This window comes from Burkholderia paludis (genome assembly GCF_000732615.1).
Lineage (GTDB): Bacteria > Pseudomonadota > Gammaproteobacteria > Burkholderiales > Burkholderiaceae > Burkholderia > Burkholderia paludis.
Map to the genome: position 1 here is coordinate 1 of NZ_JPGL01000043.1, position 13,314 is coordinate 13,314.

At 69.6% G+C, this 13,314-nt stretch carries 13 protein-coding genes and 1 riboswitch; of the genes, 9 read left to right on the top strand and 4 right to left on the bottom strand.

What is annotated here, in order from left to right:
- Window positions 1-142: 142 nt before the first annotated feature.
- The 4 genes from GQ56_RS0124025 to GQ56_RS0124040 all read left to right on the top strand — a co-directional run bounded on the left by GQ56_RS0124025 (window position 143) and on the right by GQ56_RS0124040 (window position 4,224).
- Window positions 143-1,210, top strand: coding sequence for a LacI family DNA-binding transcriptional regulator (locus GQ56_RS0124025; protein WP_031401063.1), 1,068 nt, complete (start codon window positions 143-145; stop codon window positions 1,208-1,210).
- 245 nt (window positions 1,211-1,455) lie between these two features.
- Entirely contained in the window at window positions 1,456-2,283 is an 828-nt protein-coding gene (locus GQ56_RS0124030; RefSeq protein ID WP_031401064.1) for a TIM barrel protein, read from the top strand.
- Between the two features lie 68 nt (window positions 2,284-2,351).
- The gene (iolG, locus tag GQ56_RS0124035; RefSeq protein WP_031401065.1) at window positions 2,352-3,338 is read left to right on the top strand and encodes an inositol 2-dehydrogenase; all 987 of its coding nucleotides are present in this window, start codon (window positions 2,352-2,354) and stop codon (window positions 3,336-3,338) included.
- 199 nt (window positions 3,339-3,537) lie between these two features.
- Window positions 3,538-4,224, top strand: a complete 687-nt coding sequence (locus GQ56_RS0124040) for an HAD family hydrolase (protein WP_031401066.1) — start codon at window positions 3,538-3,540, stop codon at window positions 4,222-4,224.
- A gap of 98 nt (window positions 4,225-4,322) precedes the next feature.
- Here the strand turns inward: GQ56_RS0124040 and GQ56_RS0124045 are convergent, their stop codons facing one another.
- The 4 genes from GQ56_RS0124045 to GQ56_RS0124060 form a co-directional block, all read right to left on the bottom strand.
- On the bottom strand, window positions 4,323-4,547 hold the full coding sequence (locus GQ56_RS0124045; RefSeq protein WP_031401067.1) for a hypothetical protein: 225 nt from the start codon (window positions 4,545-4,547) through the stop codon (window positions 4,323-4,325).
- A gap of 164 nt (window positions 4,548-4,711) precedes the next feature.
- The gene (gene ribB, locus GQ56_RS0124050; RefSeq protein WP_031401068.1) at window positions 4,712-5,425 is read right to left on the bottom strand and encodes a 3,4-dihydroxy-2-butanone-4-phosphate synthase; all 714 of its coding nucleotides are present in this window, start codon (window positions 5,423-5,425) and stop codon (window positions 4,712-4,714) included.
- 118 nt (window positions 5,426-5,543) lie between these two features.
- Window positions 5,544-5,692, bottom strand: a riboswitch (FMN riboswitch).
- Between the two features lie 184 nt (window positions 5,693-5,876).
- Window positions 5,877-6,563 (bottom strand): helix-turn-helix domain-containing protein, encoded by a 687-nt coding sequence (locus tag GQ56_RS0124055; protein ID WP_031401069.1) that lies wholly within the window; start codon window positions 6,561-6,563, stop codon window positions 5,877-5,879.
- A 236-nt stretch (window positions 6,564-6,799) separates the two neighbouring features.
- Complete coding sequence (locus tag GQ56_RS0124060; RefSeq protein WP_031401070.1) at window positions 6,800-7,975, bottom strand: MFS transporter; 1,176 nt, start codon at window positions 7,973-7,975, stop codon at window positions 6,800-6,802.
- A 143-nt stretch (window positions 7,976-8,118) separates the two neighbouring features.
- Between GQ56_RS0124060 and GQ56_RS0124065 the strand changes: the two genes are divergently transcribed.
- The 5 genes from GQ56_RS0124065 to GQ56_RS0124085 all read left to right on the top strand — a co-directional run bounded on the left by GQ56_RS0124065 (window position 8,119) and on the right by GQ56_RS0124085 (window position 13,268).
- Window positions 8,119-9,051, top strand: a complete 933-nt coding sequence (locus tag GQ56_RS0124065) for a LysR family transcriptional regulator (RefSeq protein ID WP_031401071.1) — start codon at window positions 8,119-8,121, stop codon at window positions 9,049-9,051.
- 213 nt (window positions 9,052-9,264) lie between these two features.
- The gene (gene miaB / locus GQ56_RS0124070; protein WP_031401072.1) at window positions 9,265-10,638 is read left to right on the top strand and encodes a tRNA (N6-isopentenyl adenosine(37)-C2)-methylthiotransferase MiaB; all 1,374 of its coding nucleotides are present in this window, start codon (window positions 9,265-9,267) and stop codon (window positions 10,636-10,638) included.
- A 25-nt stretch (window positions 10,639-10,663) separates the two neighbouring features.
- Window positions 10,664-11,710, top strand: a complete 1,047-nt coding sequence (locus tag GQ56_RS0124075; RefSeq protein ID WP_031401073.1) for a PhoH family protein — start codon at window positions 10,664-10,666, stop codon at window positions 11,708-11,710.
- A gap of 136 nt (window positions 11,711-11,846) precedes the next feature.
- Window positions 11,847-12,623, top strand: coding sequence for an rRNA maturation RNase YbeY (gene ybeY / locus GQ56_RS0124080; protein ID WP_031401074.1), 777 nt, complete (start codon window positions 11,847-11,849; stop codon window positions 12,621-12,623).
- A 12-nt stretch (window positions 12,624-12,635) separates the two neighbouring features.
- Window positions 12,636-13,268, top strand: a complete 633-nt coding sequence (locus tag GQ56_RS0124085; RefSeq protein ID WP_031401075.1) for a gamma-glutamylcyclotransferase — start codon at window positions 12,636-12,638, stop codon at window positions 13,266-13,268.
- The last annotated feature ends 46 nt before the right edge of the window (window positions 13,269-13,314 follow it).

Genomic DNA, 13,314 nt, shown 5'->3' on the forward strand with positions numbered 1-13,314 from the left:
CCCGCCCGCCCCGTCGTTGACGAAATCGCAGCGCGGCGCCAGCATACCGCCAGCCCTCGCCCCATCACGGCAACGCCCGCGTGTCGCACGAACGCCGGGGAACCCGCACGGGCGCCGACCTTGGCAGACAGGAGACGAGACGATGGCCGCCGACACCGGACCTCGCCGACGCAAACGCACCGCGCGCTTCGTCGAGATCGCGCAACTCGCGGGCGTCAGCACCGCGACGGTCGATCGCGTGCTGAACGAGCGCGGCAGCGTATCGGCGCACGCGCGCGAACGCGTCGTCGCGGCCGCGCAAAAGCTCGGCGTGCCGCGCCACCTGCCCGATGTCAGGCACGGACTGATTCACGTCGACGTGCTGCTCCCCGACACCGACACGCCGTTCTACCGGCGGCTGCAACAGGCGCTGCAACGCGCGGTGCAGATGCTCGACCGGCGCGTCGTGGTGCACCGGGCCATCCTCCCCGCCGCCGACGACGCGCGGCTCGCCGCGTTGATCGAACGCCCGGCCTACCGGCGCGCGGCGCTGATCGTCACGGCCGGCGACACGCCGCGCGTGCGCGAGGCGCTCGCCGGCGCGATCGCGCGCGGCGAATCGGTCGTGACGATGGTCTCCGACATCGGCGGGATCGCGCGCGCGCACTATGCCGGCATCGACAACGAACGCGCGGGCCGCACCGCCGGCTACTGCATCGGCCGCCTCGCGAAACGGGCCGGCCGCGTGCTGCTGCTCGGCGGCCGGATGGGCTATCGCGTCCACCAGGACCGGATCGCCGGCTGTCGTGCCGAACTGGCGCGCGCGTTTCCCGAACTGGCCTGCGACGACCGGGCGGCCGAAACGTTCGACGAGGACGACCGTGCATACGAGATCGTCGCGAAGGCCCTGCGCGCGCCCGGCGACGTGGTCGGCCTCTACAACAGCGGCGGCGGCTCGGCCGGCATCGAGGCCGCGCTGCACCGCTTCGGCGCGGCCGGCCGGGTGGTCTGGGTCGGTCACGAAATGCTCGACCAGCATCGCGCGTACATCGAGGCGGGCACGATGGACATCGCGATCGACCAGGATCCCGACGGACAGGCCATCTCCGCGTTGCAGCACCTGATGCACGCATGCGGCATGGTCGAACCGCCGCCACCGGTCGAGCCGGTCGAGTTTCGCGTGTTCTGCTCGGCGAACGTGAGGACGAGCCCTTACCTGCAACCGGTGTGAACGCCCGCGGGGCCGGCGGCGGGACGCGGCCGGTTCGCATCGGCGTCGCGGGCCGCGTTGCCGATTTTTCGTCAACGCAGCGCATGCGGTTGGCGCGGCGCCGTCTTACATTGGCGGCCATGCGCCGTGACGAGCGGACAGAAGGCCGGACCGATTGCCGCAAGCACCCGCACGCGGCGGCGGCACCCGGTCGCGGCGGCCGCTCGCCCGCCGTCCCGGCGTCGAACCCCGACCGAGGCCCCGTGATGACCCCACCCCTGACGTTTTCGCTGAACCGGACGAGCACCCCGCGCCTGCCGCTCGACCGCCATGTCGCACTGTGCCGGCGCCTCGGCATCGGCGCGATCGAGATCCGCAACGATCTCGACGGCGTCGAGATCGCCGACGGCACGCCCGCCGCCGCCGTACGCTCGACGGCCGAAGCCGGCGGCGTGGCGATCCTGACGATCAACGCGCTGCAACGCTTCGAGCAGTGGAACGCCGACCGTGCGCACGAGGCGACCGCGCTGGCCGACTACGCGGCGCAATGCGGCGCGCACGCGCTCGTGCTGTGCCCGACCAACAGCCGCGGCGACACGCGCGGCGCGGACGTGCGTCACACGGATCTCGTGACGGCGCTGAAGGCGCTCAAGCCGATCCTCGCAACCCGCGGCCTGCTCGGTTTCATCGAGCCGCTGGGCTTCGCGGAATGCGCGCTGCGTCGCAAGTCGGACGCGGTGAAAGGCATCTACGACGCGGCGGGCGAACAGGTCTTCAGGCTCGTGCACGACACGTTCCACCATCACCTGTCGGGCGAAGACATTTTCTTCCCGAACCTGACCGGCCTCGTGCATCTCTCCGGGGTCGAGCAGGACGACCTGCCGGTCGACCGGATGCGCGACGGCCATCGCGTGCTGGTCGGCGCCGCCGACCGGCTCGGCAACATCCGGCAGTTGCGCGAACTGCTCGCGCGCGGCTACCGCGGCGCACTCTCGTTCGAACCGTTCGCAAACGAAATCGCCGAAGCCGACGACATCGAGGACCGGCTGCGGGCGAGCATCGACTACGTGCGCGGCGCGCTGGCGAATCAATGACCCGGGCCGGGCGCGTGGCCGCCCAAAGCCGCGCCGACCGCCAACGACAGGATCGACAGGAGAACGGAATGATCGGATTCGCATTGTTCGGCGCCGGACGGATCGGCAGGATCCACGCGGCCAATCTCGCGCACCATCCGGGCGCGACACTCCGGTACGTGGTCGACCGGCATGCGCCGTCGGCCGACGCGCTGGCGCACGCGCACGGCGCGCACGTCGCCGACGTCGAGCGCGCGCTCGGCGACCCGGCCGTGCAGGCAGTCGTCATCGCGTCGAGCACCGACACGCATGCGGACCTCATCGTCGCGGCTGCGAATGCCGGCAAGAACATATTCTGCGAGAAGCCGGTCGACCTGGGCGTCGAGCGCGCACGCGCGTGCGCGGACGTCGTCCGTCGCATCGGCATCACCTGCATGATCGGCTTCCAGCGCCGCTTCGACCCGACGTTCGCCACGCTGAAGGCGCGCGTCGAACGCGGCGAGATCGGCGCGCCGGAAATGCTGGTCGTCACGAGCCGCGACCCGGGCGCACCGCCCGCCGATTACCTGCGCAGTTCGGGCGGCATCTTCAAGGACATGCTGATCCACGATTTCGACGTGTTCCGCTGGATTCTCGGCGACGAAGCGCAGACGCTGCACGCGACCGGCAGTTGCCTGACCGATCCGGCCGTACTCGCCGCGGGCGACATCGATTCGGCCGCCGTGACGATCCGCACGCGGCACGGGCTGCTGTGCCAGATCAATACGTCGCGGCGCGCCGCCTACGGCTACGACCAGCGTTTCGAACTGCTCGGCAGCGGCGGGATGCTGCAGGCCGGCAACGTGCGGCCGACCGAGGTGAGCGCGTGGCTCCCGGGCGGCATCGCGACGGACGCGCCGGAGCCGTTCTTCCTCGAGCGCTACCGGCAGGCCTACGCAGCCGAGATCGCACACTTCGTCGACGCGCTGCGCGACGGCTCGCCGGTCCGCACGACGATCGACGACGGGCTGGCCGCGCTCGAACTGGCCGAGGCCGCGCTGACGTCGTGGAAAACGGGGCGCGTGATCGTGCTGTAATGCAAGCGGCGCGGCCGCCCGACTCGCCGGCAAGGCCCCGCCCGATCGGCAGCCTGCCCGGATCCGGCGCGGCGACCGCGCGGCCACGCCGTGATGCGGCCGGTCGGGAAAATTTGCCGGACCGTCACGCGGCACGCGCGTGAAAGCACGTATGATGGCGAATTGATCTGCGTCGCCGATCTCCCGCTTTTTCACCACCATGCTCGATCACCTCATCTGCGACTGCGACGGCGTGCTCGTCGACAGCGAAGTCATCGCCGACCGCGTGCTGCTCGACACGCTGTCCGCCACGTTCCCGAACCTCGATTTCGAGGCCGCCGCGAAATCGGCGTTCGGTCAGCAGACATCTCGCTTCCTCGACGGCATCGAATCCCGCTTCGGCATCGAGATGCCGGCCAACTTCATCGAGACGATCGAGCACAACATCGAGGTCGCGCTCGCGCAATCGCTCGCGCCGATCAGCGGCGTGCGCGACGCACTGCTGAAGGTCAGCCTGCCGGCGGCCGTCGTGTCGAACAGCCGGCTCGTGCGCGTGCGCAATTCGCTGAAGCGCGCGTCGCTCACCGAGATCTTCGGCGAGCGCGTGTTCAGTTCCGAACAGGTTGCACGACCGAAGCCCTACCCCGACGTCTACCTGCATGCGGCGCAATCGCTCGGCGTCGCGCCGGCGCGCTGCGTCGTCGTCGAGGACAGCGTGTCGGGGCTGAATGCCGCGCGCTCGGCGGGAATGAAGACGATCGCGTTCGTCGGCGCGAGCCACATTCCCGACAACTACGCGGATGCGCTGCGTGCGATGGGCATCACGCGAATCATGCGCAAAATGGACGAGCTGCCGGCGCTCGTCGAAGCCGGCATGCGCGGCGAATTCGGCGACGTGCAGTCGTAAACGTCAGGCGACGGCACACCGTTGAACGACGTGCCGTCGCGAACGCAAGCCGGCCGGTCAATCGCCGAACGCGACCAGCCGGGCCGGGCTATCTGCGCTTAACGCAGCCACTCTCGCGGGATCCCGGACGTGCTGCTGCTTTCCGGGTAAAAGTAGATGAAATAGCGGCGGCGCGTACCTTCGACGACCGGCCCGGCCGGCCATGCGGCGTCCTTGCCGGCCGCGGTTGCCGGATCGGGATTGTTCGCAGCCGCCTGGGCCAGGTTCGGGACACCTGCCCCGCCGCCGACGCATGCGCGTTCCGTTGCGTTGATTGTTCGCATGATTTTCCTACCTCTGTTGACTCGTGATCGACACCCGCGCGTGACTGCCGCGGGCTCCGGTGCAAGCGCAGCGGTACCGCTGCCAAGCCCGGCCGAGTATAGGTAGCGCTCCGGAAGCCGAATATCGCCGATTCTCCAGATTTGCGGCCCGCCCGGCACCGCGTCTACGCGTCGCTCAAGCAGCCCTCGCGCGCAGCCGCCAGCGCCTCGCGAAACTCGACCAGCTCCGCGATCGTCAGCATCGGCAGCCCGTGCCGTTTCGCAAAACGCTCGACGTCGTCGCCGCGCGTCATCGTGCCGTCCGGATTCATCAGCTCGCACAGCACGCCGGCCGGCTTCAGGCCGGCAAGGATCGACAGGTCGACCGTGCCTTCCGTGTGACCGCGACGCGCCAGCACGCCGCCCGGTTGCGCCCGCAACGGAAACACGTGCCCGGGGCGCACGATGTCGTGCGGCTTCGCGCCGTCGGCGATCGCCGCGCGGATGGTCGTCACGCGATCGGCCGCCGAAACGCCCGTATGCACGCCTTCGCGCGCCTCGATCGAGACGGTGAACGCGGTGCCGTTGCGGCTCTCGTTGGTCTGCACCATCGGCGGCAGGTCGAGCGCGCGCACCGTGTCGTCGGTCAGGCACAGGCACACGATGCCGCTGCACTCGCGGATCAGCAGCGCCATCGTCTCGGGCGTGATGCGCTCGGCGGCGACGATCAGGTCGGCCTCGTTCTCGCGGTCGTGATCGTCCTGCAGCACGACGGCGCGACCCTCGCGCATCGCGTCGAGCGCGGCGGCGATGCGCGGCGGCACCGGTTCGGAATCCAGCAACGGGAGATCGGCAAAGGCGTCGGCGGGAGCCGACGAAGAAACGGACATCAAGGACATGTGAAACGCTCCTCGCAAATACGATTTGGGCGAAAAACGTTTCAGGGCATTGCAAACAGACAGAACGGCAACCCGCTTCGCACGCATCGCGAAGCGGCCCTGGCGGACATGGCTATCTGCACATCTTCTCTCATCCGGACTGTGACCGTCGGCTCTGGCATTCGACCAGATCTGCTGACCCCGCGCGGTGGCGCGGGCGCTCGCGGGCTCGCCGGCTTACGCCAGCCTACCGCCGGTGGGGAATTTCGCCCCGCCCTGAAGACGCACTGTTTGCCGGACGGGGACGCCCCGTCATCGGCGGGCCAAGCATACATCAGCTGCGCACGCGGCGCAGCAGACCACACATAAAACCTTACTGACGACTCCGTCTAACGGCATCGTCCGAATGGCCGACGGCCGCGTCGCGTCTCCGCCCGGGACAGGCGGCAACCGCCGTGCGCGGCCGCGTCGTTCAGCCGGCCGCGTGCGCGGCCGCGTCGGGCACGAGCCAGCGCGGCGGCACCTCGGGGCTCACCGTCACGCGGAACGCGCGCGCTTCGCTGTCGCCCGGGTTGCGCAGGTTGTACGGCTGGTCGGCGTCGAACACGATCGCGTCGCCGGTCGCGAGCAACTGGCGGCGGTCGTGCACGCTGACTTCGAGCGTGCCCTCGCTCACGACGAGGTTGACGGTCGTGCCCGGCGCGCGGCGCGTGCCGGGCTCCGTATGCAGCGGTGCGATCCGCAGCTCGTGGAATTCGGCCGCGGCCGGCTCGCCTTCGGGGTACAGCGCACGGGCCGAGAAGCGGCCGTTCGAGCTGACGACGCGCGACGCGCGCTCCGCCGCCAGATGCTCGAAGCCGTTCACCGCATGGCGGCGCAGAAACGCGGCAACCGACACTTTCAGCGCCGCGGCGATCTTGCAGAGCACCTTGATCGACGGCACGCTGCGCGCCGACTCGATCTGCGCGAGCATCGCGCGCGACACGCCGGACAGCCGCGCGAGCGCATCGAGCGACAATTGCCGTTCGGCGCGCAACCGCGCGAGATTCACGCCGACGACCTGTTCGAGAAGATCGAGCGACGCGGACGTCCGCGCTTCGGCGGCATTGCCGGACTCGAAAGAGGACACATCGCGCACCAGCGCCAGGGGTGAAGACATAGCATTGCCTCCGGGCCGCCACGCGGCCCTGCGTAGGGGGTAAGCCGGGATCGGAATCGGGTTGCGCCTGCAACGGCGCGTATCGAGACGCTATCACCCGGCCTGGCACGGGCAAACGAAGTTATCTTCACACCGTTATCAGCATCGCGGAGGAATGCGTTTCTCGCGAGCCTGTTCCCGCCGCTATCGCGTCGCCGTCGCGCCCGTGCGGCGGCGCCCCGTCGGCGGCGTGCCGCTCACCTCACGGCCGGCGCGGCGCCCCGCGCCGGGGCCCGCGCATCGAGCCGCATCGCGAACCACGTGACGACGAGCGCGGCGAACGTCACCGCGACGGCGACCCACGGCAGCGCATCGAGCGCGAAGCCGTGCGCGAGTGCAAGGCCGCCGAGCCACGCGCCGCCTGCGTTGCCGACGTTGAATGCGCCGATATTCAGCGTCGAGGCCAGATGCGGCGCGCTCGCGGCCTTCTCGACCACGCGCGCCTGCAGCGGCGGCACCGTCGCGAACGCGGCGATCCCCCACACGAACACGGTGACGGCCGCCGCGACCGGCAGGTGGCTCGTCTTCGCGAACACGGCCATCACGGCCATCAGCGCGACCAGGATCGCGATCAGCGACGGCATCAGCGCGCGGTCGGCCAGCCTGCCGCCGAGCGTGTTGCCGACGGTCAGGCCCGCGCCGAACAGCACCAGGATCAGCGCGACCGAGCGCGGCGAATACCCCGAAACGGTCTCGAGAATCGGCGCGATGTAGGTGAACACGACGAACACGCCGCCGAAGCCGAGCACGGTCATCAGCAGCGCGAGCCACACCTGCGGCTCCCTCAGCACGCGCACTTCGCGACCGAGGCCGACCGGCCCGCTGTCGTGGCGGTTCGGCACCAGCGCGGCAACGCCGCCGAGCGCCAGCACGCCGAGCGCGGCGACGATCCAGAACGACGCGCGCCAGCCGAGCAGCTGGCCGACGAACGTGCCGAACGGCACGCCGAGCACGTTCGCCAGCGTGAGCCCCGTGAACATCAGCGCGATCGCGCTCGCGCGCTTGTCGGCCGGCACGAGCGACGCCGCGACCACCGCGCCGATCCCGAAGAACGATCCGTGCGCGAACGACGTGACCACCCGCGCGACCATCAGCGTCGCGTAGCCGGACGCGGTCGCGCACAGGACGTTGCCGACGATGAAGATCGCCATCAGCAGCTGCAGCGCGGCCTTGCGCGGCATGCGGCTGGTCAGGACCGCGAGAAGCGGCGCCCCGGCCGCCACGCCGAGCGCGTAGCCGGTAACCAGCAGGCCGGCGGACGGCAGCGACACGGCGAGGTCGTGCGCGACTTCGGGCAGCAGGCCCATGATGACGAATTCGGTGGTGCCGATGGCGAAGGCGCTGATCGCTAGCGCCAGTAACGGGATGGGCATGACGTTCTCCAGAGGGCGGCGGTGCGGCGCCCGATCGGTGCCGCACCGCACAAGAAGCGGGATGTGCGCATTGTCCCGAAGACGCCCATATTTGATAATTGGCTCGGTATTTGAACCATTTTCAAAAAATTCTGGAAAATCGCATGGACCGACTGGGCGATATCCGGCTGTTCGTCGAGGCGGCCGAACTGGGCAGCCTGTCGGCCGCCGGGCGCAAGCTGAACCTCACGCCGGCCGCGGCGAGCGCGCGCCTCGCGAAACTCGAGGCGGCCGTCGCGACCCGGCTGTTCGACCGGTCGACCCGGCAGTTGCGGCTCACCGACGAGGGCCGCCTGTACCTGAACGGATGCCGGCAGGCGCTGCAGGCGCTCGACGATGCAAACGCCCTGCTGCAGGCCGGCCGCAATGTCGTCGGCGGCCGCGTGCGGCTGTCGGCGACGTCCGATTTCGGCCGCCGCCGGCTGCTCGACTGGCTCGACGAATTCACCGTGCGCTACCCGGACGTCACCTTCTCGCTGACGGCGTCCGACTCGACGGTGAATCTCTGGCAGGACGAGATCGATCTGGCAATCCGCTTCGCCGCGCCGCCCGACGGCGCGCTGATCGCCCGCCGGCTCGCCGCGGACCGGCGCGTGCCGTGCGCGGCGCCGTCGTTCCTCGCCCGCCACGGCGCGCCGCGCGACCCGCACGATCTGGCCCGCTTTCCATGCAACGTGATCACGGTCGCGTCCGGGCCGATGAACACGTGGCGCTTTACGCGCGGCGGCGACACGCAGACCTGCACGGTGCCGCTCGCCACCGCGTTCGAGACCAACGACGGCGGCCTCGCCCGCGAGTGGGCGCTGCGCGGGCACGGCATCGTGCTGAACTCGATCTGGGACGTCGCCGACGACCTGCGCGCCGGACGCCTCAAGGTCCTGCTGCCCGACTGGCGGCACCAGGGCGCGCCGCTGCATGCGATCTACCCCGGCAAGCGTTACATGGCGCCGCGCGTGCGTGTGCTGCTCGACTTTCTCGTCGAACGCTTCGCACGCGAGGAAGCCGCGCTCGACGACCTGCTGAACACGTGCCGTTGACGGCCTGCCCTTGCCATTCAGGGGTCCGAACCCGACAGACGGCGTCGCGCGGCCGCAACCCGCTGCCCGTCCGGGGCGGCGTGAAAAGCTATAATGGAAGGCTTTCCCGACGGCCTTTCATGCGTGCCGCGCGCGATCCGCGTGCCGCGCACGGCCGTCCCGATTCACCCTTGACGACGCCCCCAGGTCAACCACTGCGAACGGCGAATCCCCATGACCAAGAAAGTTTACGTAAAGACCTTCGGCTGCCAGATGAACGAGTACGACTCGGACAAGATGGTGGACGTGCTGAATGCGGCCGAAGGCCTCGAAAAGACCGATACGCCGGAAGACGCGGACATCATCCTGTTCAACACGTGCTCGGTGCGTGAAAAGGCGCAGGAAAAGGTGTTCTCCGATCTCGGCCGCGTGCGCGAGCTGAAGGAAGCGAAGCCCGGCCTGCTGATCGGCGTCGGAGGCTGCGTCGCGAGCCAGGAAGGCGCGTCGATCGTATCGCGCGCGCCGTACGTCGACCTGGTGTTCGGCCCGCAGACGCTGCACCGCCTGCCGCAGATGATCGACGCGCGCCGCGAGAGCGGGCGCGCGCAGGTCGACATCTCGTTCCCCGAAATCGAGAAGTTCGACCATCTGCCGCCCGCGCGCGTCGAGGGGCCGAGCGCGTTCGTCTCGATCATGGAAGGCTGCTCGAAGTACTGCAGCTACTGCGTGGTGCCGTACACGCGCGGCGACGAGGTATCGCGCCCGCTCGACGACGTGCTGACCGAAGTGGCCGGCCTTGCCGACCAGGGCGTGCGCGAAGTCACGCTGCTCGGCCAGAACGTGAACGCCTATCGCGGCGCGCTGGCCGCGGGCTCGGCCGAGATCGCCGATTTCGCGACGCTGATCGAATACGTCGCCGACATCCCCGGCATCGAACGGATCCGCTACACGACGTCGCATCCGAAGGAGTTCACACAGCGCCTGATCGACACCTACGCGAAGGTGCCGAAGCTCGTGAGCCACCTGCACCTGCCCGTCCAGCACGGCTCCGACCGCATCCTGATGGCGATGAAGCGCGGCTACACGGTGCTCGAATACAAGTCGGTGATCCGCAAGCTGCGCGCGATCCGCCCCGACCTGTCGCTGTCGACCGACATGATCGTCGGCTTCCCCGGCGAGACCGAGGACGATTTCGACAAGATGATGGCGCTCGTCCACGAGATGAGCTACGACACGAGCTTCTCGTTCATCTACAGCCCGCGCCCCGGCACGCCGGCCGCGAACCTGCACGACGACACGCCGCGCGAAGTGAAGCTCAAACGCCTGCAACATCTGCAGGCGACCATCGAGGAAAACGTCGCGCGCATCAGCCAGTCGATGGTCGGGAAGGTCGAGCGGATCCTCGTCGAGGGCCCGTCGCGCAAGGACCCGAACGAACTCGCGGGCCGCACCGAGAACAACCGGGTCGTGAATTTCCCGGCGCCGCTTGCGTCGCACCCGCGCCTGATCGGCCAGATGATCGACGTGAAGATCAACCATGCGTACCCGCACTCGCTGCGCGGCGAGCTCGTGCTCGTGAGCGACGACGCGAGCGCGGCCACGCACTGACGTTCCACTGGAGCCCGACGCCACTTTGAAGCCGACCCAAGCACTGGAATTCGTCGCGCCGCGCGACGACAATGCACGCCTCGCCAACCTCTGCGGCCCGCTCGACGAGAACCTGCGGCAGATCGAACAGGCGCTCGACGTCACGCTCGCGCGCCGCGGCCACCGGATCGCGATCCGCGGGCGCGGCGCCAAGCTCGCGCTCGCCGCACTCGAGAACTTCTACAACCGCGCGCGCGATGCGCTGTCGGTCGACGACATCCAGCTCGCGCTCGTCGAGGTGCGCCACACGGCCGGCAACGGTCGCCAGGACACGATCGACGTACGCTTTCGCGGCGACCCCGACCATCCGTTCGACGACCCCGTCGTGCAGCTCGACGACGAGGCGCCGGACGAAGAGCCCGCGCCGAAGCTCTACACGCGGCGCGCCGACCTGCGCGGCCGCACGCCGGCGCAGCGCGAATACCTGAAGCAGATCCTGTCGCACGACGTGACGTTCGGCATCGGGCCGGCCGGCACCGGCAAGACCTACCTCGCGGTGGCATGCGCGGTCGACGCGCTCGAGCGCGACCAGGTCAAGCGGATCGTGCTGACGCGCCCGGCCGTCGAGGCCGGCGAGCGGCTCGGCTTCCTGCCGGGCGACCTCGCGCAGAAGGTCGATCCTTACCTGCGGCCGCTGTACGACGCGCTGTACGACCTGCTCGGCTTCGACAAGACGGCGAAGATGTTCGAGCGCCAGATGATCGAGATCGCGCCGCTCGCGTACATGCGCGGCCGCACGCTGAACCACGCGTTCATCATCCTCGACGAGGCGCAGAACACCACGCCCGAGCAGATGAAGATGTTCCTCACGCGGATCGGTTTCGGCTCGAAGGCGGTCGTGACCGGCGACACGAGCCAGGTCGACCTGCCGCGCGGCCACAAGAGCGGCCTCGTCGAGGCGCAGCAGGTGCTCGGCGGCGTGCGCGGCATCGCGCTCACGCGTTTCACGAGCGCGGACGTCGTGCGCCATCCGCTCGTCGCGCGCATCGTCGAGGCGTACGACGAGTTCCACGCGCAGCATCAGGACGGCTGACCGGCCGCGCCCGCGCCGCGACGGCCTGCCGGCCCGGCCCGCCAGACGGCGCGCCGGGCTTTTTTTCGCCTGCGCGCATTCGGGTGCGATCGGCCGTTTGGTGTATCCTCATCGCGTTCCAATCGCCGCTCGCGTCATGAAATCCTCCCGTTCCCGCAAGTCGGGGCGCGCCCAGTCCGCCGCGCCCGCCTCCCCCCGCCTCTCCCTGTTCGATGCGAAGGGCAAGGCCCGCACCGTCGACGCGCAAGGGCTGCGGATCGACTTTCCGGACGGCCGCAGCCTGATGTTCGACCTGTCGGGCAGCTCGGGCGACGCGGCCGTCGCGATCGTCGCGCAGCACAACGACCCGACGATGCGCGCGAAGCTTGCGCTGCAGCCCGAGCACTACGACAGCGTGACGCTGCACGTGGGCGCCGAGCTCGCGCCGCGCGAAGACGAACTCGAAGACGCACTGCGCGAGCCGGAGCTCGACCTGTCCGTACAGTACGGCGACGAAATCACGAGCGACGTGCGCAAGACGCTGCCCAAGCGCAAGCTGATCGCCGAATGGATCGAGCCGGCGCTGTTCGCCAGCGCGCAGCTCACCGTGCGCTTCGTCGGCGCGGACGAGGGCCGCACGCTGAACGCCGGCTACCGTCACAAGGATTACCCGACCAACGTGCTGACCTTCGCGTACGACACGGCGCCCGACGGCACCGTGATCGGCGACCTCGTGCTGTGCTGCCCCGTGGTCGAGCAGGAAGCGCACGACCAGGGCAAGCCGCTCCCGGCCCATTACGCGCACCTGCTGGTACACGGCGCGCTGCACGCGCAGGGCTACGACCACGAGACGAGCGACGAGGACGCGGCCGAAATGGAAGCGCTCGAAGTCGACATCCTCGCGAAGCTGGGCTTCCCGAACCCCTACCGGTAAGGGGTCCGCACGATGCGCAACGTCGCGACGCTCCCGCCCGCCTACCCGCCGTCGATCGGCGCCGGGCGACTGCTGACGGAAGACGAACTCGCGGCCTCGCTCGCGCACACGATGCGCGACTGGGACGGCCGCCAGGATCTCTGGCTGTTCGGCTATGGCTCGCTGATCTGGAACCCGGGCTTGCCGACCGTCGCCGCCGTGCGCGGCAAGGTGCATGGCTACCATCGCGGGCTCTGCCTGTGGTCGCGCGTGAACCGCGGCACGCCCGAACGCCCGGGCCTCGTGTTCGCGCTCGATCGCGGCGGCTCGTGCTCGGGCATCGCGTTCCGGCTCGCCGGCCCGACCGCGCAACCGCATCTCGAAACCTTGTGGAAGCGCGAGATGCCGATGGGCTCGTACCGGCCCGCGTGGCTGCCGTGTTCGCTGGAAAGCGGCGAGCGCGTGAACGCGCTCGCGTTCGTGATGCGCCGCGACGCACCGACCTACACTGGCAAGCTGTCCGACCCCGTCGTGAAGGAAGTGTTCGGCTGCGCGGCCGGCCGCTACGGCACGACGCTCGACTACGTGAGCCGCACGGTCGACGCGCTGCGCGAGAGCGGCATCCCCGATCGCGCACTCGAAGGGCTGCTCGCCCGATGCCGCTGACCCGACACGGCGCCCGGCCCGCCGCCGCGCGATGCCGCGCCACGCC